This is a genomic window from uncultured Neptuniibacter sp. (assembly GCF_947498015.1).
Classification (GTDB): domain Bacteria; phylum Pseudomonadota; class Gammaproteobacteria; order Pseudomonadales; family Balneatricaceae; genus Neptuniibacter.
The window spans coordinates 48,659-68,135 of sequence record NZ_CANMIR010000010.1 but is presented as its reverse complement, the minus strand read 5'-3'; the positions used below and the strand labels follow the sequence as shown (position 1 = coordinate 68,135).

The window sequence follows — 19,477 nt, the reverse complement described above, 5'->3', positions numbered from 1 at the left end:
AAGAAACAGTACTTTTGATAAGTCATAATATCGAATCCAGAGTTCCGCGATTTATATATTAAGCGTGTACATGTTTTTACGGTACACCCCTAGATTACTAGGTAGTTTCTGAAGCGAATGGGTTGAAATATCGCTTCCTTGTTTTGAGCTCTGATTTGTTGAAACCCTAATTGGAAGACCAGATTCATGACTAATTTGCCTGATGTAACCAGTCACCAAAACCCGGAAATTCACGGTTCACTGGACTGGGTGGGCATGAATGGGATAACAGTCCCATTGCAGTTTGAAGATAACAAGCTTGGTGTTAATAGCATTGAAGCGCGCGTCAATACCTACGTTAACCTGGTAAATCCCAAGGTTAAGGGTATTCATATGTCACGGCTTTATCTGGCATTGAGTAATTTCTTTGAAAACCAGACGTTAAACGTTCCGGCTTTAACCGACTTCTTATCTCACCTTCTTGATAGCCACCACGACATCTCCACTCAGGTATTCCTCAATTTTGAGTTTGATTTCCTGATTAAAAGAGACGCATTGAAAAGTGATAACAGTGGCTGGAAAAGCTACTCGACGACCCTGCGTGCAACGCTAAAAGATAATGATGTCACGCTGGAGCTGGCAACTCGTGTTCCCTACTCATCTACTTGCCCTTGTTCAGCTGCACTCTCCCGTCAGCTACTACAACAGGCATTTACAGCTGACTTTGCAGAAAAAGAGAGCTTCAGCCGTGAAGACGTAGAAAAGTGGCTACTTTCCGAGAAAGGCTCTTTTGCTACACCACACAGTCAGCGTAGTCAGGCAACGGCTTGGGTCAAACTGGATAAAAATATGGGCGCTTTCCCACTGACCGATCTGATTGATCTGGTTGAGGGCTCACTGAAAACACCTGTTCAGACTGCGGTAAAACGTGCTGATGAGCAGGAATTTGCCCGGTTAAATGGCCATAACCTGATGTTCTGTGAAGATGCAGCACGTCGCGTTAAGCAAGCACTGCAGGGCCAGGAACAATACACTGACTTCTGGTTGAAAGTAGAACATTTTGAAAGCCTGCACGCTCATGATGCTGTTGCTCTGGCGTCTAAAGGTATCGAAGGCGGTTACAGCCCGGCTGATTACAGCTAATCGCAGATACCGATACAAGAAAGGCCGCTATAAGCGGCCTTTTTTATGGCTGAAAGTTACACTCTTCAGCCTTGCAATAATTCACGGCCTTTTTGCAGATAAGCATCAAGCTCAACAGTGGGCACCATACTGCCGCCAGTAGCCCAGATCAGATGATTGGCCTGTGCAAGCTTATCCTGAAGCTGGTTTTGTTCCATGTAGGGATTACTTGCCTGATTCAAATGCTTAATCCCTGCGACACCGGCTAGTGCCGATGGCTCTAATATCAAACCTTCAGACTCGGCTAACAGCGCTAACAGACGAAATAGCTCTTCATCTGTTTCTGTGTAGATGCCGGATAACATAGGCGATATAAAGCGGCCAACAAAACCAGAAGCCCGCCCGACAGCTAACCCATCAGCCACGGTGTGATTATCCAAACCAATATCCTGAACAGAGATCTGGTCCTGCAACCCCGTATGCATACCCAGCAGCATACAGGGGGAGTGGGTCGGTTCAGCAAAAAAGCAATGCACATGTTCACCGAATGCCTGCTTTAAACCAAACGCAACACCTCCGGGGCCACCACCGACACCACATGGCAGATAAACAAACAGCGGGTGCTCTGCATCAACCGAAATCCCTTGCTGTTGAAACTGCTGCTTTAGACGTTGGCCTGCAACGCTGTAACCCAAAAACAGATCGGTCGAGTTCTCATCGTCGACAAAGTGAGTATTCGCCTGGGTCAAGGCCTGCTTGCGGCCCTCTTCTACAGCCCGGCTGTAATCATCCGCATACTCAATCACTTCTACGCCTTTTTCACGCAACAAGGCTTTCTTCCATTCACGCGCATCTGCTGACATATGCACGGTGACCCGAAAACCCAACGCCGCCCCAATAATGCCAATACTGAGCCCCAGATTCCCAGTCGACCCCACAACAATCGCATGCTCAGCAAATAAACTGTGCACCCGTGGATCCGCCAAACTACGATAGGACTGTTCAGGCTTCAGTAAACCCGCTTCCAAAGCGACGGTTTCAGCATACTTAAGGACTTCATAGATCCCACCCCGCGCTTTAATCGAGCCTGAAACAGGCAGATGACTATCGCATTTAAGCAAAAGATTTCCACTGAGCGGTTCCCCATAATGCTTTTCCAACGCGGCTTTATACGTTGCAACCTTACGTAGCGGTGATTCGATCAACCCCTGAGCTTCCTGAGTTTCCGGAAAGCTGTCAGCAATCCAGGACGCAAAACGCTGTAACCGTGCGGCTGCCTCCGCAGTGTCTTCAGAGGTCAGAGCAAAGTCCTGCTTATAATCCGCCCCTAACTGCAATGCTGGATTTTGCCAAAACACGGGGTTGGCCGCCGCCAACTGCTGTAATAGTGGATCCTCTTCTAACAGCGAAGCAAAGTCCGGAGTTGTTTCAGTTGCCATCACCCACCTCTAATGGATTAATATAAATAATCTAAACTACGTTTTATTCTGAACACTGATTAAAATTCTTCTAGCGTTCGCTGACAAAGTATAAAAATCAATTGACGGATTAATATGATTCATCCGAACCAGTTAAACGATGCTACTATTCTGGGAAACCTCAGTTGCTTCCGGAGCGCAGCCTATCACCTGAGCTTCACCCTTGCAGCCGCCGAATTAGGTCTGACCCAGGGAGCCGTCAGCCATCGGATTAAAAAGTTAGAACAGCTCCTGGGGTTTCAACTCTTTTTGCGTTTTAACCGCCGCATTCAGCTGACCCAAGAGGGTGAGCAGCTGCTACAGGTGGTCAATCAATCGCTGCTTTCTCTGGAACAGACGGTAAGGAACCTACGTGCAAAAGAGCTAAGTATCGAGGTTAACCTCTCTCTCCCCCCCTCGCTGGCATTGGGCTGGTTCAGCCGTAAACTGGCTGGGTTTCAGCAGCACTACCCACAGATTCGCCTGAATATTGAAACCCATAGCCGCCTGATCGATTTTTCCAGTGAGGGCGTCGATCTGGCGATCTATTATGGACAGGGGGGCTATCCTGGGCTTGAGGTTTTTCCCCTAGGTGAAGAACTGATCACGCCGGTATGTAGCCCAGCTTATGCTGAGCAGAAGCAATTACAGCAACAACCACAAAACATTCAGCAGAGCTGGCTGCTTCACGATAGTCATGCCTGGCCTCATGCGGGTCGGTTTGCAGAATGGGAGCGCTGGAGTAACGAAACAGGGATCAGTATCAATCTGATACAAAGTTACTGTTTTGATCAATCTGCGCTGTGTCTGCAAGCAGCACAACAGGGCGCAGGATTAGCAATGGGGCGTATGTTGTTGATTCAACCTGCATTGGAGCAGGGTACGTTGATCGCCCCACTGGCTAATTTACAAAGCCAATGCGGTCGTTATGATCTGGTCTGCCATCTAAATCGTCGCGGACACCCGGCTATACAGGCAACTATCTCATGGTTACAGGAACAGTTCACAAACGATCTAAAAGATCACGCGCGGCAAAACGGATCCGATACTGACCCGGTGTAATCCTTAAGCGTTTCACGAAAACCCGGCGAAAACGCTCTTCACGTCGAAAACCACTTTGATCCGCAATCTGATCAAGCGATGCGCAGCAATGAGTCCGTTTAAGAGGTTTAAGAGCAAATCACTGATAGATCAGTGATGCCGATACAAATTTAATGCATCAAACTCTTGGAGGAATTAAAAGAGGAGGATAACGTGCTGCAGATACAGCACGTTATCCAGTAGATAGGATCTGTAGAGCTACTCCACCGTCACAGACTTGGCCAGATTGCGCGGCTGGTCGACATCGGTGCCTTTTAATATCGCGACATGATAGGAGAGAAGCTGCAGAGGGATCGTGTAAAGTACAGGTTGCATGATCTCATCACATACCGGCATATTGAGCACATGCATCCCCTCTTCAGGCTGCACCTTGTCCGATCCGGCAAATACAAACAGTTCACCGCCACGCGCCCGAACTTCCTGAAGATTTGCCTTCAACTTATCCAGCATATCGTTCTGCGGCGCAACCGCAACAACTGGCATCTCTTTATCCACCAAGGCCAGTGGCCCATGCTTCAACTCACCTGCAGGATAGGATTCAGCATGAATATATGAGATCTCCTTCAGCTTCAGCGCTCCCTCCTTCGCCACTGGATATAGAGTGCCACGTCCCAGAAACAGCGAATGCTGCTTTTCTGCAAAAGCTTGTGACATCTTCTCGATATCAATGTCCATCTCCAGGGCCTGCTGCACCTGTTGTGGTAGTTTTTTCAGTGCCTTAATGATGGCTGCTTCCTGCTCAGCTGAAAGCCCATTACGACGCCCCAGAGCAATTGTGGTCAACATCAGAGCCACCAATTGAGTGGTAAACGCTTTGGTTGAGGCTACTCCTATTTCAGGGCCTGCATTAGTCATCAGCGCCAGATCCGACTCACGTACCAGCGTACTCCCCGGTACATTGCAGATCACCAGTGATGCCAGTACACGGGACTGGACTTCACGCAGCGCGGCCAGGGTATCCGCTGTTTCGCCCGACTGAGATATTGTCAGGAACAAAGTTCCCTCAGGGATGACGACAGGGCGGTATCGGTACTCACTCGCAACCTCAACCATACAGGGGATTCCCACCAGATCTTCGATCCAGTATTTAGCGATCAGACCTGCGTGGAAGCTGGTACCACAAGCGATAATCTGCACCTGCTTAACCTGATCGAAGATCTCACCCGCCTGCACGCCAAAACACTGTTCAAGCAGTTTATCTTCACTGACACGGCCTTCCAGACAGGCTTTAATCACATCTGGCTGTTCGTAGGTCTCTTTAAGCATATAGTGCTTAAACTCACCCTTATCAGCAGAGCTGATACCGTGCTCAAACTGTGAGATTTCACGTTGAGCTTTGTTGCCAGAGATGTCCGTCACTGTAATATCATTGGCCGTCAGGGTCGCCACATCACCATCTTCCAGAAACATAAAGCGGTCAGTAACCTGCAAAAGTGCCAACTGGTCAGAAGCGATAAAGTTCTCACCAATACCGACACCAATTACCAGAGGGCTACCTTTACGTGCAGTAACAAGCTGGCTTGGATCAGTTTTTTCAATCACACCCAGTGCATAAGCACCTTCCAGCTTACCTATAATATTGGCTACCGCTGTATGCAGTGAACTTGTTGCTTTAAGCTCTCTCGCCAGTAAGTGAGCAATCACTTCGGTATCAGTATCTGAGCTAAAAACATAACTATCGTTCTGAAGCTGCTCTTTGAGCTCTTCAAAGTTTTCGATAATGCCGTTGTGAACCACCGCCAACTGATCTGCTGACATATGTGGGTGGGCATTGGCTTCATTAGGTACGCCATGGGTCGCCCAACGGGTATGTGCTATACCTGTTGTACCAATTAACGGCTCGGCTTGTAACGCATCAGACAACGCCTGTACTTTGCCGGTACGGCGACAGCGCTGGATTCCTACGTCTGTTTGTAGGGCTACACCTGCTGAGTCATAGCCACGATACTCAAGACGACGCAAACCTTCCAACAGAATTTCCTGTACCGGACGCGCCGTTACTGCTCCTACTATTCCGCACATAATCAGTTTCCTTTCTTCTGTGGACGGGGCCAGTTTTTCACTTCAGCCTGTTTAGCCCGGGTCACGGCAAGTGCATCTTCAGCAACATTCTTACTGATGGTTGAGCCAGCACCCACAGTGGCCATCTTGCCAATCTTCACTGGAGCAACTAACGAGGTGTTTGAACCGATAAACGCGTTATCTTCGATCTCAGTGAGGGACTTGTTAACCCCATCGTAGTTACAGGTAATCGTTCCAGCTCCGACATTAACCTCTTTACCTAAGATTGCATCACCCACGTAAGAAAGATGATTGATCTTACTGCCCTCACCTACGATCGCCTTTTTCGTTTCAACAAAGTTACCCACTTTGGCTTTAGCCGCCAGTTGAGTACCTGGACGAAGACGCGCAAAGGGGCCAATATCACAAGCTTCTGCGACCGTTGCATCTTCGATCACTGTGTTCGCTTTAATCCTTGTACCTGCCGCAATGGTACAGTTTTTCAGATAGCAGTTAGGTTCAATGACAACGTTATCACCTAATGACACTTCACCCTCAAGTACAACGTTAACGTCGATCAGCAGGTCTTGACCGATATTTACATTGCCACGCACATCTATACGCTTTGGGTCAGCAAGTGTCGCCCCGTTTACCATCAACCACTCAGCTTGTTGAGCCTGATACCAGCGCTCCAGTTCAGCCAGTTGTACCCGGTTATTAACGCCCTGAACCTCTTCTTCTGCTTCAGGATTAATAGCACTAATGGTGAGCCCTTGTTCAGCCGCCATCGCAATAATATCAGTCAGGTAGTACTCGCCCTGGGCATTTTCAGATGACAGTTGGGGCAGCCAATCATTAAGGTAACTGCTTTTAACCGCCAAGATTCCAGTGTTCACTTCGCTGATTTTATGTTGCTCTGGCGTCGCATCTTTGTGCTCCACAATTGCAACAACACTATCCTGCTCATTACGTACAATGCGGCCATATCCGGTAGGGTCTTTAAGATTAACAGTCAGCAGTGCCAGATCACCTGTGGCAGCAATTTCTACCATCTGCTGCATGGTTTCAGCTTGGGTCAGTGGTACATCGCCGTAAAGCACCAATACCACGCTGTCCCCAGCGACCGATGGCATCGCCTGTGCTACTGCATGGCCAGTCCCTTTCTGTTCAGCCTGAAGGGCAAAATTAACCACCTGCCCAGCTAATTCATCGCGTAATTTGTCAGCTCCATGACCGATCACCACATGGGTATTCACCCCATTGAGCTGAGACGCTGTATCGATAACGTGCTGAACCATCGGTTTACCACCGACTTTATGCAGCACTTTTGGCAGATTTGATTTCATACGGCTGCCTTGACCCGCAGCCAGAATGACAACGTCTACGGACATAGTCTTTCCTTCCTTGTAAGTTACGCTTTATTTTGACTGCACTTTAAAGTAAAAATGAATTCACACAATCCCTTTTGTCACAAATTTTATGACAATTATGAATGAAGAAATTTTTAACTTGCTAGGCTTAAGCCCAAGAGAAATAGCTATTTACAAGGCACTACTCTCTCTAGGGGCAAGTTCTATACGAACAATTGCTGACAAATCCGGTGTAAACCGTGGCAGTACCTATGAAAGTCTTAAAGAGATGCAGCAGAAAGGCATTGTTACCTATCAGCCCAAGGGTAAACGACGGCTGTTCGCTCCGGTGGATCCGGATATTCTACTGCAACTGGCAGAAGATCGTCGCCAGGGACTGGAGCGTGCGATGGAAGAGTTGAAGCAAAATATCATCCCTGAGTTGCAACATCTGAAACCGGACTTTAATGCCGCCAATGTAAGCTTCTACGAGGGTGATGACGGGATTGAACACGTACTCAAAGATATCCTGACAACCGTAGCCAACTCCGACGCTGACAGCTACTCAGTATTCTCCTCCAAGCCGATCAGGCAGCACCTCTATCGACCCTTCCCGAATTTCACTAATCAGCGTATACAGCGCGGTATAACCGTACGGGCTATTGCTATAGGTGATGGCGGTGAAGATGCCCTGCTTTCAGAGCGAAAGTGGATTAAAACTGAGGGTAAAGTGGATGCTGCCTATATCGCCATCTATCCACCTAAGTGCGCCATTATCTCTCTGGCGTCTGAGAATTATCCGACTGCTGTAGTGATTGATTCTGCGGAGGTTGCAGGTGCACAAAAGATTATCTTCGATACGTTATGGAGGCTTTTATAAGGGTCGATCCATAAACAAAAAAGGCAACCCGAAGGTTGCCTTTAGAACTGTGGATTGTAAGAACAGAGTCTTAACGACCCAGTTTCTTACGAATCTGCTGTAGGGTACGAATCTGCGCTGCAGCTTCGGCCAACTGGGAGGCTGCTTTCGAGTATTCAAACTCAGAAGTTTTGTCAGCCATCGCCTGTTCAGCATGTTTCTGTGCTTCCTGAGCAGCAGCCTCATCAAGATCTGCAGCGTGCAGAGCGGTGTCTGCCAAAATGCTGATCTTGTGCGGCTGTACTTCAAAGAAGCCACCGGATACGTAAAAGATATCCTGCTCGCCACCCTGTTTGCGTAGCTCGACAGGGCCTGGTTTCAGTTCCGTCAGAAGCGGAGCGTGACCCGGGTATACACCCAGATCACCCAGGCTACCTGTTACGGATACGAATTCGATCAGGCCAGAGAAAATTTCCTCTTCAGCACTTACGATGTCGCAATGAACAGTCATAGCCATATTTATACCTCGTAAAGGTTAACTAAAGGCAATTACATGCCTTTAGCTTTCTCGATCGCTTCGTCGATACCGCCGACCATGTAGAACGCCTGCTCTGGCAGATCATCATACTGGCCTTCCAGGATGCCTTTAAAGCCACTGATAGTCTCTTTCAGAGATACGTATTTACCTGGAGAACCAGTGAATACTTCAGCAACGAAGAATGGCTGAGATAGGAAGCGCTGAATCTTACGAGCACGTGCTACCAGAGACTTATCTTCTTCAGACAGTTCGTCCATACCCAGGATTGCAATGATATCTTTCAGCTCTTTATAACGCTGAAGAACACCCTGAACCTGACGAGCAACTTCATAGTGCTCCTGACCGATAACCAGAGGATCAAGCTGACGTGACGTAGAATCCAGTGGGTCAACCGCAGGGTAGATACCCAGCTCTGCAATCTGACGAGACAGTACTACTGTTGCGTCCAAGTGAGAGAAAGTTGTCGCTGGAGATGGGTCAGTCAAGTCATCCGCAGGTACGTATACCGCCTGGATAGACGTGATGGAACCAGTCTTAGTAGAAGTGATACGCTCCTGAAGAACGCCCATCTCTTCTGCCAGTGTTGGCTGGTAACCTACCGCAGAAGGCATACGACCCAGCAGTGCTGATACCTCAGTACCTGCCAGTGTGTAACGGTAGATGTTGTCTACGAACAACAGTACGTCACGACCTTCGTCACGGAATTTTTCAGCCATTGTCAGGCCTGTCAGCGCTACACGCAGACGGTTACCTGGAGGCTCATTCATCTGACCGTAAACCAGAGATACTTTATCCAATACGTTGGATTCTTTCATCTCGTAGTAGAAGTCATTACCCTCACGAGTACGCTCACCTACACCGGCGAATACGGAGAAACCTGAGTGCTCGATCGCGATATTACGGATCAGCTCCATCATGTTTACAGTTTTACCTACACCCGCACCACCAAACAGACCAACTTTACCACCTTTCGCAAACGGGCATACCAGGTCGATTACCTTGATACCAGTTTCCAGTAGTTCGTTGGACGCAGCTTGCTCGTCGTAAGAAGGCGCTTTACGGTGAATAGGCATACGCTCTTCTTCACCGATCTCGCCACATTCATCAATTGGGTTACCCAGTACGTCCATGATACGACCCAGTGTTGCTGTACCAACAGGTACAGATACTGGAGCACCAGTGTTAGCAACTTCCAGACCACGGCTAACGCCTTCCGTCTGACCCATTGCAATCGCACGTACAACACCGTCGCCCAGCTGCTGCTGAACTTCCAGTGTCAGGCCGGTTTTCGATACAGTCAATGCATCGTAAACCTTCGGTACAGTGTCACGTGGGAATTCCACGTCAACTACCGCGCCGATAATCTGAACAATAGTTCCGCTACTCATGTTCGGATCCTCTTAAAATTTAACCTGTGACCTGTATTAAACAGCTGCAGCACCACCAACGATCTCAGAAATTTCCTGAGTAATCGCGGCCTGACGAGCTTTGTTATAAATCATTTCAAGCTCGTTGATCATATCGCCAGCGTTGTCTGTTGCGTTCTTCATCGCTAGCATTCGTGCTGCCTGCTCACAGGCATTGTTCTCAACCACGGCCTGATAGACCAGGGACTCTACGTAACGAACCAGCAAGCCGTTCAACAGCTCTTTTGCATCTGGCTCATAGATGTAATCCCAATGGTGATTGAGCTTGTCATCATCATCTTCTGCCTTCAGTGGAAGCACCTGATTGACTGCAGGCTGCTGCGTCATCGTATTAACGAAATCGTTAGATACGATATACAGTTTATCCAGCTTGCCTTCGTCATAAGCATCCAGCATGACCTTAACTGCACCGATCAGATCTGCGACTTCCGGCGCATCACCCAGGTGAGTTTTCGCTGCAACAACATTGCCACCGTAGTTCTTAAAGAACGACGCAGCTTTGCTACCCAGCGCACAGATGTCGATTTCGACACCCTGATCATGGAACTCTTTCATGCTTTTAACAGCTGCTTTGAACGCGTTAACGTTCAAACCACCACACAGGCCACGGTCGGTTGCTACAACAACAAAACCAACGCGTTTAGTCTCACGCTCCTGCATGTACAAATGCTTGTACTCAGGGTTGGACTTGGCCAGGTGCTGAATTACACCACGGATACTCCGGGCGTACGGGCGAGATGACTCCATGCGATCCTGTGCTTTACGCATCTTAGAAGCAGCAACCATTTCCATAGCGCTGGTGATCTTCCGAGTGCTCTGCACGCTCGCAATTTTTGTCTTAATCTCTTTTCCGACTGCCATAGTTCCGCCTATTTAGCTTTGTGTTAGATCTGCATGAAGCTCATGCAGATCATTCACTCAAAACGAGTTCTTACCAAGCTTGAGTAGACTTGAACTTTTCAATACCAGCTTTGAACTGTGCAGCAATCTCATCAGAGTAATTGCCAGTCGCGTTGATATCGCCCATCAGATCAGCATATTCGCTGTTGAAGAACGCGATCAGAGCCGCTTCAAAGTCCAGTACTTTGTCCAGTGCTACGTCTTTCAGGTAACCTTCGTTCGCAGCGTACAGGCTCAGACCCATGTCAGCGATAGACATCGGAGAGTACTGTTTCTGCTTCATCAGCTCAGTTACAGACTGACCATGCTCCAACTGAGCACGGGTAGCGTCATCAAGGTCAGAAGCGAACTGTGCGAATGCCGCCAGTTCACGATACTGAGCCAGAGCAAGACGTACACCGCCACCCAGCTTCTTGATGATCTTAGTTTGAGCTGCACCACCTACACGGGATACCGACAGACCAGCGTTGATCGCTGGACGTACACCAGAGTTGAACAGGTCAGTTTCAAGGAAGATCTGACCATCGGTGATGGAGATTACGTTTGTTGGTACGAATGCGGATACGTCACCACCCTGAGTTTCGATTACTGGCAGGGATGTCAGGGAACCAGTCTGGCCCTTAACTTCACCATTAGTAAACTTCTCAACATAGTCAGCGTTAACGCGCGCAGCACGTTCCAGCAGACGGGAGTGCAAGTAGAATACGTCACCTGGGTATGCTTCACGACCTGGTGGACGGCGCAGTAGCAGGGAGATCTGACGATATGCCCAAGCCTGTTTAGTCAGATCATCATAGATGATCAGCGCGTCTTCACCGCGGTCACGGAAGTATTCACCCATAGTACAACCAGAGTATGGTGCCAGGAACTGCATCGCTGCAGGATCAGCCGCACCCGCAGCAACAACAATGGTGTGATCCATTGCGCCGTGCTCTTCCAGCTTACGTACAACGTTCGCGATAGTAGACTGTTTCTGGCCTACTGCAACGTAGATACATTTAACGCCGGTACCTTTCTGGTTGATGATAGCGTCGATTGCGATCGCAGATTTACCAATCTGACGGTCACCGATGATCAGCTCACGCTGACCACGACCGATTGGTACCATAGAGTCGATCGCTTTCAGACCAGTCTGTACTGGCTGGTCTACGCCCTGACGCTCGATTACACCAGGTGCAACCTTTTCAACAGCGTCAGTTAATTTAGTTTCTACCGGGCCTTTACCATCAATCGGGTTACCCAGAGCGTCTACTACACGACCCTGCAGTTCCGGACCAATTGGTACTTCAAGGATACGGCCAGTACAACGAGCCGTCGCACCTTCTACCAGATCCTGATAGTCACCCAGTACTACAGCACCAACGGAGTCACGCTCAAGGTTAAGCGCCATACCGTAGATACCGCCAGGGAATTCGATCATTTCCCCGTACATAACGTCAGCAAGACCGTGGATCGTAATGATACCATCGGAAACGCTCACTACAGTGCCCTCATTACGGGCTTCTGAAGTCACATCAAGAGTTTCGATGCGCTTCTTGAGAATCTCACTGATCTCAGAAGGATTCAGTTGCTGCATGCTTTTATTCCCCTAGGAATTCATCGCTTCGGCCAACTTCGCGAGTCGCGCGCGAACGGAGCCGTCGATCACCAAGTCGTCAGTGCGTACTACTACACCACCCAGGATAGATTTATCTACCTGAGAGGTCAGTGCCACTTCACGACCCAGTTTAGTTTTCAGTGCCTGAGCAAGTTTTTCTTGCTGCTCATCCTGCAGTTCAAACGCAGTTGTCACTTCGATATCCAGTGACTTCTCCTGATCAGCTTTCAGTTTATTGAACTGAACACTGATCTCTGGCAGTAGTGCCAAACGTTTGTTCTCAGCCAGCAGCTTAAGAAAATTCTTACCCGCGTCGTCTGCTTCTTCACAGATGCCAACCATAAGGTCAGCTTTCTGCGTATCTGTCAGTGCAGGGTTACCCAGTACACGCGCTACTTTTTCGTCGCCTGCTGCAGCAGCAGCCAGAGCAAGTGTAGCGGACCACTGATCGAGGTTACCCTTATCCATTGCATACTCAAAAGCAGCTTTGGTATAAGGCCGAGCGACAGTGTTGACTTCAGCCATCGTTAAACCTCGCTTTAAAGCTCAGCGGCCAGTTTTTCAACAAGCTGCGCGTGTGCCTTCTCATCAATTGAAGCTTCAAGTACTTTCTCAGCACCTGCTAATGCAAGAACAGCCACCTGGGAACGCAATGCTTCGCGTGCCTGGTTAACTTCCTGCTCTAGTTCAGCATCTTTAGCCGCTTTAACACGACCTGCTTCTTCCAGAGCTTTCTCTTTAGCTTCTTCAATGATCTGGTTAGCCCGCTTGTTGGCCTGTTCAATGATGGCGGCTGCTTCCTCTTTGCCTTTACGCATATTTTCAGTGGCTTTTTCTTGAGCCAGCTGTAAATCGCGCTCAGCACGGTCAGCAGCGTCCAGACCTTCAGCAATCTTCTTCTTACGTTCTGCCAGTGCAGCCGTAATTGGCGGCCACACATACTTCATGCAGAAAACAACAAAAATAAAGAAAGCGATGGCCTGACCAATGATGGTTAGATTGATATTCACGCCATTACCTCTCGCGGTTGATTAAGTTAATCGACAAGTCAGTCTTTCGACTTGTAGTTACTTACGCAACAGCGAACAGTACGTACAGACCCAGACCTACACCGATCATAGGTACCGCATCTACAAGACCCATTACGATGAAGAACTGTGTACGCAGCAGAGGAATCAGTTCAGGCTGACGAGCAGCACCTTCCAGGAATTTACCACCCAGGATACCGATACCTACAGCAGCACCCACAGCGCCTAGACCCATCATCAGCGCACCAGCGATGTATAGCAATGCCATTTCCATCAGTTTTATCTCCAGTTTAAGTTTTAAAGTTAAAATTGAAAGTTTTACAAAAATCGGTTTTTAATTTCTTCTATCTTATAGTCATCACTTAGTGGTGATCATATGACATGGCCAGATATACAATCGTCAGAACCATGAAGATGAACGCCTGTAGCGTGATTACAAGAATATGGAAGATTGCCCAAGGTACGGATAGTACCCACTGTATCCAGAACGGCAGTAAAGCGATCAGGATAAAGATCATTTCACCAGCATACATGTTACCGAACAGTCGCAGTGCCAGAGATACAGGCTTAGCGATCAGACCGACAAGTTCTAGGAACAGGTTGAAAGGAAGCATCGCTTTACCCAGAGGCTGGAAAGAGAGTTCAGCCAGGAAGCCGCCCAGACCCTTCTGTTTGATGCTGTAATAGATAATCAGTGCAAAAACGCTCAGCGCCATACCAGCTGTCGCGTTCACGTCAGTAGTTGGTACCACTTTCATGAAGTGAATACCCATCTGACCTGCAATGTATGGAATCCAGTCAACTGGGATCAGATCCATTGTGTTCATGAGGAAAATCCATACAAAAATCGTTAGCGACAGAGGCGCAATTAGAGGATTTTTATGATGGAAGATTCCTTTAACGTTGTCGTCAACGAATTCAATGATTGTTTCAACAAAGTTCTGAGTACTACCCGGTACACCTGAAGTAACGGTTTTCGCTACTTTACGGAACAACCATGTAAATAACAGGCCAAGTGCAATAGACCAGCCCATTGTATCTACATTGATTGCCCAGAAACCCATTTCGGCAGCTTCCTGACCGCTATGAGCAAAGCTCCAGCCGTTAACAGGATGGTTACCAAACGTAAGGTTTGTTAGGTGGTGGGATATATACTCTGAGGATGTGACAGTTCCGCTAGCCATTCTCAGTTTCTCTCGTTCAAAGTTTCAGGAATCTGTTATTTAGTTTCATCTGAGCCAACCAACTTGTGATCTGCATCAGTATGAATGTGCCAAATAGGGAAAATGGATTCAGGGGGTGAACCAGTATAAACACAGCTGCAAATGCCAGTATGCTTATGCCCATTTTCCATATTTGGCTCAAGTACATTTCAGCCAACGCAATCTTTGCGCTCTGTTTCTCGCGAAAGGTAAGTGCCCTATGTGCAAAATAGAGATTGGGTAGCAAGTACAAGCCACCACCAAGCAGAGCTGACCATGCTGTAACCAGGTCATGCAACAACAGTGCAGACGATAACACCATACATAGAACTGCTTGTATCAGGTATATGCGAAATATCCGATTACGTGTTTTATGACTATGGACACCGTGTTTACGGTTCCCCTTGCCCAATGCCATCAACCTGCAACCTTTTGTAACTTATGTCCTGATATTGCTCTATTTTGGAGCGCACACACCCCAAAATGCGTGCCGATTATATGAGCTTAGGCGTGATGAAACAACAGTCAGTTTCGCCATTTGCACTAATGTCGTAGCACGCCTTGCTCTGTATCACGTTTAATTCGATGCGAAAGTAGTAATTATTGAGTTTTATTTCAGTAATTGCAGGATACTGTCCAAAGTTTCAGAATCATCATAATTGATTGTGATTTTACCTTTTCCTTTGGCATTTTCATTGATGGCAACTTTGGTCGCAAAGCGCATAGAAAGCTCTCCGGCTAACTCACTCAATCGGCGGTCTGGCTCCGGTTTTACTTTCTCTGAAGCCGATCCATCTCCCTGTTGCATTTTTTTGACCAATGCCTCTGTCTGGCGTACAGATAACCCTTTGCCCGATACTTCCTGCGCAGCTACAAGTTGTTGAGCTGCATCCAATGCAAGTATCGCACGCGCATGCCCCATCTCCAGGTCTCCATACTCGAGCATTTTTTTAACTTCATCAGTCAGATTCATCAGACGCAGTAAGTTGGTTACCGCTGAGCGGGATTTACCCACGGCATCAGCCACCTCTTGCTGTGTCAATTCAAACTCATCCTGTAAACGCTGCAGAGAGATCGCCTCTTCAATAGGATTGAGGTTCTCGCGCTGAATATTCTCGATCAGGGCCATCGCAATGGCAGCTTCGTCAGGCACATCCTTCACAATCGCCGGTATCTCCAGCAGATCAGCCATCTGCGTAGCACGCCAGCGGCGTTCACCTGCGATAATTTCGTAACGGTCTGCATCGATTGGTCGTACAACGATCGGTTGCATAACCCCCTGCGCCCTGATCGAATTGGCCAACTCTTCCAGTGCCTGGGGCTCTATGTCTCGACGGGGCTGATAACGACCACGCTGAATCACATCGACAGGAAGAAGCTTATAGCCTTCTAGTCCCTCTGCTTCCTGAGTTGATACCTTCTCTTCAACATCACTGACACTGGATAACAGAGCATCCAGACCTTTGCCCAGCCCACGCTTTTTAGCCATTGATTATGCTTCCTGTGATTGTTCTTTTTCTTCCTGTTGTGTACGACGAATCAACTCTCCTGCCAGGGCCAGATAGGCCACAGCACCACGGGAATTTTTATCGTACAGTAACGCCGGCAACCCGTGACTTGGGGCTTCAGCAAGCCTGACATTACGTGGAATTACGGTGCGGTATACCTGCTCACCAAAATATTCAACCAGGTGGGTAGATACATCTTTGGTTAAACTCATCCGCGGATCAAACATGGTTCTCAATATCCCCTCAATCTTGAGTGAGGGGTTGAGACGTTTATTGATCTTTTCGATCGTGCCGATTAATGCTGATATACCCTCAAGTGCGTAATATTCACACTGCATTGGGATAATCACACCGGCTGAGGATGCTAACGCATTGACCGTTAAGAGATTGAGCGATGGCGGATTATCGATAAGTACGTAGTCATACTCCTCATCCACCTCCATTAGTGCCATTTTAAGCCTGAACTCTCTACGTGGAATCTGTAAGAGTTCGACCTCAGCCGCGGTAAGATCACCATTCGAACCAATCAGATCGTAATCCGCTACCGTGTTTTTGATAATCGCGTCTCTGATACCTACTTTGTTGGTCAGTACCTCGTAAACAGTATTATCAAGTGTATGCTTATCAACGCCACTTCCCATACTTGCGTTGCCCTGTGGATCCAGATCCACCAGGAGTACACGTTTTTTGGTTGCAGCCAGTGAAGCAGCCAGATTTACGCAGGTGGTTGTTTTACCCACGCCTCCTTTCTGGTTTGTGATCGTCAGGACCTTTGCCACGCTTAGCGTCTCCCTAAAACTAGCAGGTGCCTTTCCCCTTCCGTCCCAGGCACATTGAGCCGGTGACAGATTTTGAGTTCATAACCATCAGGCAGCGCTGATAGCTCTTCCTGAGGATACAATCCTTTCATTGCAAGAAAAACACCATCTTCACTACACAGTTGATGGGTCCAGTTAATCATATCCTGCAATGATGCAAACGCTCGAGATATTACCTGATCAAAGGGCTCGAAGTCGCAGTTTTCTACCCGATCATTGATAATTGTTAGGTTTTCAAGGTTAAGTTCCGATTTAACCTGTACCTGGAATCGGGTTTTCTTACCGTTGCTATCCAGTGTTGTTACTGGAAGTTGCGGATAGCAGATCGCCAATGGTATTCCAGGCAGACCCGGACCACTCCCTACATCGATAATTCGCGCGCCTTTGATGTAAGGGACGACACTCAGACTATCAATCAGATGGCGGGTTACCATCTCCATCGGATCGCGTACGGCTGTCAGGTTATACGCCTTATTCCATTTGATCAGCAAGTTGAGGTAACGGATGAGTTTCTCTATTTTCTCATCTGACAGTTCCAGATCTAACTCTGAAATGCCTCTTTTCAGTGCAGCTTCCAGCTGCTGTTCGGTGAACTGGTGCATTAGCTGGCAGCCTTGCTCTGTTTTTTGCTGAGTTGATGTTTTTTCAGATAGACCAGAAGTAGTGAAATAGCAGCCGGGGTCATACCTTGAATTCGAGAAGCCTGAGAGATCGTCTCAGGCTGCACCTCTTTTAGCTTGGCCTTGAGCTCATTTGAGAGCCCTCCAACCTGATCATAATCAAACGCCTCGGGCAGAGGTGTATTCTCCTGACGGCGCATCTGTTCGATCTCATCTCGCTGACGATCGATATAGCCCGCATATTTATTCTGAATCTCTACTTGTTCTGCAACCTGAAAATCTGAAACCGCTTCACCCTTCAGATCAGCCAGATCACTGTAAACTAATTCTGGACGCTTCAGCAGATCAGCCAGATTATATTCGCGGGTGAGTGGTGTTTTAAGCTTCGGTGCTAATTCGTCCGCTTCTGGTGACTTTGGCTGAATCCAGGTGGATTTCAGTCGTTGCTGCTCCAGCTCGATAGCTTCACGCTTTTCGCAGAACGCCTGCCAGCGATCCTCTCCCACAAGACCCAGCTCACGTCCCTTCTCCGTGAGTCGCAAGTCAGCATTATCTTCACGCAGGATCAGGCGGTATTCGGCACGACTGGTAAACATTCGGTATGGCTCTGATGTTCCCAGTGTGATCAGATCATCCACCAGAACACCGATATAAGCTTCATCCCGGCGCGGGTACCACTGCTCTTTGTCCAAGGCTTTAAGAGCAGCATTTGTACCAGCTAACAATCCCTGTGCCCCTGCTTCCTCATAGCCGGTTGTACCGTTAATCTGCCCGGCAAAATAGAGGCCGTTCATATACTTGGTTTCGAGTGTATGTTTCAGATCCTGCGGATTGAAAAAATCATACTCAATTGCATAACCGGGTCGGACAATATGGGCATTTTCAAATCCACGAATCGATTGAACTGCCGCTAACTGAATATCGAATGGCAGGCTCGTAGATATTCCATTTGGATAGAGTTCATGAGTCGTCAACCCTTCCGGCTCGACAAAGACCTGATGCTGATCTTTATCTGCGAAGCGCATGATCTTATCTTCAATGGATGGGCAGTAACGCGGACCGACCCCCTCGATTACACCTGTATACATGGGAGAGCGATCAAGCCCACTCCTGAGTATCTCATGCGTTCTTTCATTGGTATGAGTGATATAGCAACTGATCTGCTCTGGATGGTCACTCTGTTTCCCCAAGAAAGACATCACGGGTGTCGGTGTATCCCCTGGCTGCTCTTGCATGACGGAAAAGTCTACTGTGCGAGCATCAATACGGGGGGGGGTACCGGTCTTCAAGCGATCCACACGAAACGGCAGTTCACGTAAGCGATCAGCGAGAGCAATTGATGGCGGATCACCGGCGCGTCCACCTGAATGATTCTCTAAACCGATATGAATTACACCGCCGAGGAAAGTACCCGCAGTGAGTACAACAGAGGGGGCATGAAAATGGATGCCAGTTTGCGTAACAACACCTCGGACACTCTCACCCTCAATGATCAGATCATCCGCAGATTGTTGGAAAATTAACAGATTTGGTTGGTTTTCCAGGACAGAACGAACTGCCGCTTTATACAAAACGCGATCAGCTTGGGCACGTGTAGCTCTGACTGCAGGCCCCTTACGTGAATTAAGTGTACGGAACTGTATCCCACCTTTATCAGTGGCGCGTGCCATCACACCATCCAGTGCATCGATCTCTTTAACAAGATGGCTTTTCCCGATCCCTCCGATTGCAGGGTTACACGACATCTGCCCTAAGGTTTCAATGTTATGGGTTAACAGTAATGTCTGTGCGCCAGTTCTGGCTGATGCTAAGGCAGCTTCTGTACCGGCATGACCACCACCGATAACAATGACGTCAAAGTGGGAAGGAAAATCCACCGTTGTTATACCTCTAAATGAAAGTTTTCTTTGCTTAGGATGCAGACAGAGGATCTGATCTGAAAAGGTCGGTGATTATACCCTGAGCGGCGTC

General features: G+C 48.2%; 19 protein-coding genes. 3 read left to right on the top strand and 16 right to left on the bottom strand.

The genetic code is table 11. The features are described 5' to 3' along the window. Positions 1-186: 186 nt before the first annotated feature. A complete protein-coding gene (gene folE2 / locus Q0882_RS12805; protein ID WP_299182359.1) occupies positions 187-1,122 on the top strand; it encodes a GTP cyclohydrolase FolE2 in 936 nt (311 codons plus the stop codon). Between the two features lie 65 nt (positions 1,123-1,187). Here folE2 and Q0882_RS12800 read toward each other — a convergent pair whose 3' ends face one another. Beyond that, positions 1,188-2,540, bottom strand: a complete 1,353-nt coding sequence (locus tag Q0882_RS12800; protein ID WP_299182357.1) for a D-serine ammonia-lyase — start codon at positions 2,538-2,540, stop codon at positions 1,188-1,190. 114 nt (positions 2,541-2,654) lie between these two features. Between Q0882_RS12800 and Q0882_RS12795 the strand changes: the two genes are divergently transcribed. Further along, positions 2,655-3,620: a LysR substrate-binding domain-containing protein gene (locus Q0882_RS12795; RefSeq protein WP_299182355.1), complete on the top strand. Its 966-nt coding sequence runs from the start codon at positions 2,655-2,657 to the stop codon at positions 3,618-3,620. Between the two features lie 237 nt (positions 3,621-3,857). Here Q0882_RS12795 and glmS read toward each other — a convergent pair whose 3' ends face one another. Then, positions 3,858-5,681 (bottom strand): glutamine--fructose-6-phosphate transaminase (isomerizing), encoded by a 1,824-nt coding sequence (gene glmS, locus Q0882_RS12790; protein ID WP_299182353.1) that lies wholly within the window; start codon positions 5,679-5,681, stop codon positions 3,858-3,860. A gap of 2 nt (positions 5,682-5,683) precedes the next feature. After that, positions 5,684-7,051 carry a bifunctional UDP-N-acetylglucosamine diphosphorylase/glucosamine-1-phosphate N-acetyltransferase GlmU gene (glmU, locus tag Q0882_RS12785; RefSeq protein ID WP_299182351.1) on the bottom strand — a complete coding sequence of 456 codons (1,368 nt, stop codon included), beginning with the start codon at positions 7,049-7,051 and terminating at the stop codon, positions 5,684-5,686. A gap of 97 nt (positions 7,052-7,148) precedes the next feature. Between glmU and Q0882_RS12780 the strand changes: the two genes are divergently transcribed. After that, entirely contained in the window at positions 7,149-7,889 is a 741-nt protein-coding gene (locus Q0882_RS12780; RefSeq protein WP_299182348.1) for a TrmB family transcriptional regulator, read from the top strand. Between the two features lie 70 nt (positions 7,890-7,959). Here Q0882_RS12780 and Q0882_RS12775 read toward each other — a convergent pair whose 3' ends face one another. From Q0882_RS12775 to mnmG, 13 genes are all read right to left on the bottom strand, one after another. Continuing rightward, the gene (locus Q0882_RS12775) at positions 7,960-8,385 is read right to left on the bottom strand and encodes a F0F1 ATP synthase subunit epsilon (RefSeq protein ID WP_299182346.1); all 426 of its coding nucleotides are present in this window, start codon (positions 8,383-8,385) and stop codon (positions 7,960-7,962) included. Positions 8,386-8,417: 32 nt separating this feature from the next. After that, complete coding sequence (gene atpD / locus Q0882_RS12770) at positions 8,418-9,794, bottom strand: F0F1 ATP synthase subunit beta (protein ID WP_299182344.1); 1,377 nt, start codon at positions 9,792-9,794, stop codon at positions 8,418-8,420. A 36-nt stretch (positions 9,795-9,830) separates the two neighbouring features. Beyond that, positions 9,831-10,694, bottom strand: coding sequence for a F0F1 ATP synthase subunit gamma (atpG, locus tag Q0882_RS12765; RefSeq protein WP_299182342.1), 864 nt, complete (start codon positions 10,692-10,694; stop codon positions 9,831-9,833). Between the two features lie 70 nt (positions 10,695-10,764). Beyond that, the gene (gene atpA / locus Q0882_RS12760) at positions 10,765-12,309 is read right to left on the bottom strand and encodes a F0F1 ATP synthase subunit alpha (RefSeq protein WP_299182340.1); all 1,545 of its coding nucleotides are present in this window, start codon (positions 12,307-12,309) and stop codon (positions 10,765-10,767) included. Between the two features lie 12 nt (positions 12,310-12,321). Further along, entirely contained in the window at positions 12,322-12,855 is a 534-nt protein-coding gene (locus tag Q0882_RS12755; protein ID WP_299182338.1) for a F0F1 ATP synthase subunit delta, read from the bottom strand. 14 nt (positions 12,856-12,869) lie between these two features. After that, positions 12,870-13,340 carry a F0F1 ATP synthase subunit B gene (locus Q0882_RS12750; protein ID WP_299182335.1) on the bottom strand — a complete coding sequence of 157 codons (471 nt, stop codon included), beginning with the start codon at positions 13,338-13,340 and terminating at the stop codon, positions 12,870-12,872. Between the two features lie 61 nt (positions 13,341-13,401). Continuing rightward, on the bottom strand, positions 13,402-13,641 hold the full coding sequence (gene atpE, locus Q0882_RS12745) for a F0F1 ATP synthase subunit C (RefSeq protein WP_299182476.1): 240 nt from the start codon (positions 13,639-13,641) through the stop codon (positions 13,402-13,404). A 79-nt stretch (positions 13,642-13,720) separates the two neighbouring features. Continuing rightward, complete coding sequence (gene atpB, locus Q0882_RS12740; protein WP_299182332.1) at positions 13,721-14,542, bottom strand: F0F1 ATP synthase subunit A; 822 nt, start codon at positions 14,540-14,542, stop codon at positions 13,721-13,723. Between the two features lie 16 nt (positions 14,543-14,558). Beyond that, a complete protein-coding gene (locus tag Q0882_RS12735; protein ID WP_299182329.1) occupies positions 14,559-14,978 on the bottom strand; it encodes an ATP synthase subunit I in 420 nt (139 codons plus the stop codon). Positions 14,979-15,170: 192 nt separating this feature from the next. Beyond that, complete coding sequence (locus Q0882_RS12730; RefSeq protein ID WP_299182326.1) at positions 15,171-16,049, bottom strand: ParB/RepB/Spo0J family partition protein; 879 nt, start codon at positions 16,047-16,049, stop codon at positions 15,171-15,173. A gap of 3 nt (positions 16,050-16,052) precedes the next feature. Further along, positions 16,053-16,847, bottom strand: a complete 795-nt coding sequence (locus Q0882_RS12725; RefSeq protein WP_299182324.1) for an AAA family ATPase — start codon at positions 16,845-16,847, stop codon at positions 16,053-16,055. Positions 16,848-16,849: 2 nt separating this feature from the next. Then, on the bottom strand, positions 16,850-17,488 hold the full coding sequence (gene rsmG / locus Q0882_RS12720) for a 16S rRNA (guanine(527)-N(7))-methyltransferase RsmG (RefSeq protein ID WP_299182321.1): 639 nt from the start codon (positions 17,486-17,488) through the stop codon (positions 16,850-16,852). Continuing rightward, on the bottom strand, positions 17,488-19,383 hold the full coding sequence (mnmG, locus tag Q0882_RS12715) for a tRNA uridine-5-carboxymethylaminomethyl(34) synthesis enzyme MnmG (protein ID WP_299182318.1): 1,896 nt from the start codon (positions 19,381-19,383) through the stop codon (positions 17,488-17,490). Before mnmG ends, rsmG begins: the two co-directional genes overlap by 1 nt. Positions 19,384-19,477: the final 94 nt, after the last annotated feature.

What these genes read in the sequence shown, in the direction of transcription:
- folE2 (WP_299182359.1), top strand. Translation starts at nt 187, where the DNA reads ATGACTAATTTGCCTGATGTAACCAGTCACCAAAACCCGGAAATTCAC.
- Q0882_RS12800 (WP_299182357.1), bottom strand. Translation starts at nt 2,540, where the DNA reads ATGGCAACTGAAACAACTCCGGACTTTGCTTCGCTGTTAGAAGAGGAT.
- Q0882_RS12795 (WP_299182355.1), top strand. Translation starts at nt 2,655, where the DNA reads ATGATTCATCCGAACCAGTTAAACGATGCTACTATTCTGGGAAACCTC.
- glmS (WP_299182353.1), bottom strand. Translation starts at nt 5,681, where the DNA reads ATGTGCGGAATAGTAGGAGCAGTAACGGCGCGTCCGGTACAGGAAATT.
- glmU (WP_299182351.1), bottom strand. Translation starts at nt 7,051, where the DNA reads ATGTCCGTAGACGTTGTCATTCTGGCTGCGGGTCAAGGCAGCCGTATG.
- Q0882_RS12780 (WP_299182348.1), top strand. Translation starts at nt 7,149, where the DNA reads ATGAATGAAGAAATTTTTAACTTGCTAGGCTTAAGCCCAAGAGAAATA.
- Q0882_RS12775 (WP_299182346.1), bottom strand. Translation starts at nt 8,385, where the DNA reads ATGGCTATGACTGTTCATTGCGACATCGTAAGTGCTGAAGAGGAAATT.
- atpD (WP_299182344.1), bottom strand. Translation starts at nt 9,794, where the DNA reads ATGAGTAGCGGAACTATTGTTCAGATTATCGGCGCGGTAGTTGACGTG.
- atpG (WP_299182342.1), bottom strand. Translation starts at nt 10,694, where the DNA reads ATGGCAGTCGGAAAAGAGATTAAGACAAAAATTGCGAGCGTGCAGAGC.
- atpA (WP_299182340.1), bottom strand. Translation starts at nt 12,309, where the DNA reads ATGCAGCAACTGAATCCTTCTGAGATCAGTGAGATTCTCAAGAAGCGC.
- Q0882_RS12755 (WP_299182338.1), bottom strand. Translation starts at nt 12,855, where the DNA reads ATGGCTGAAGTCAACACTGTCGCTCGGCCTTATACCAAAGCTGCTTTT.
- atpB (WP_299182332.1), bottom strand. Translation starts at nt 14,542, where the DNA reads ATGGCTAGCGGAACTGTCACATCCTCAGAGTATATATCCCACCACCTA.
- Q0882_RS12735 (WP_299182329.1), bottom strand. Translation starts at nt 14,978, where the DNA reads ATGGCATTGGGCAAGGGGAACCGTAAACACGGTGTCCATAGTCATAAA.
- Q0882_RS12730 (WP_299182326.1), bottom strand. Translation starts at nt 16,049, where the DNA reads ATGGCTAAAAAGCGTGGGCTGGGCAAAGGTCTGGATGCTCTGTTATCC.
- rsmG (WP_299182321.1), bottom strand. Translation starts at nt 17,488, where the DNA reads ATGCACCAGTTCACCGAACAGCAGCTGGAAGCTGCACTGAAAAGAGGC.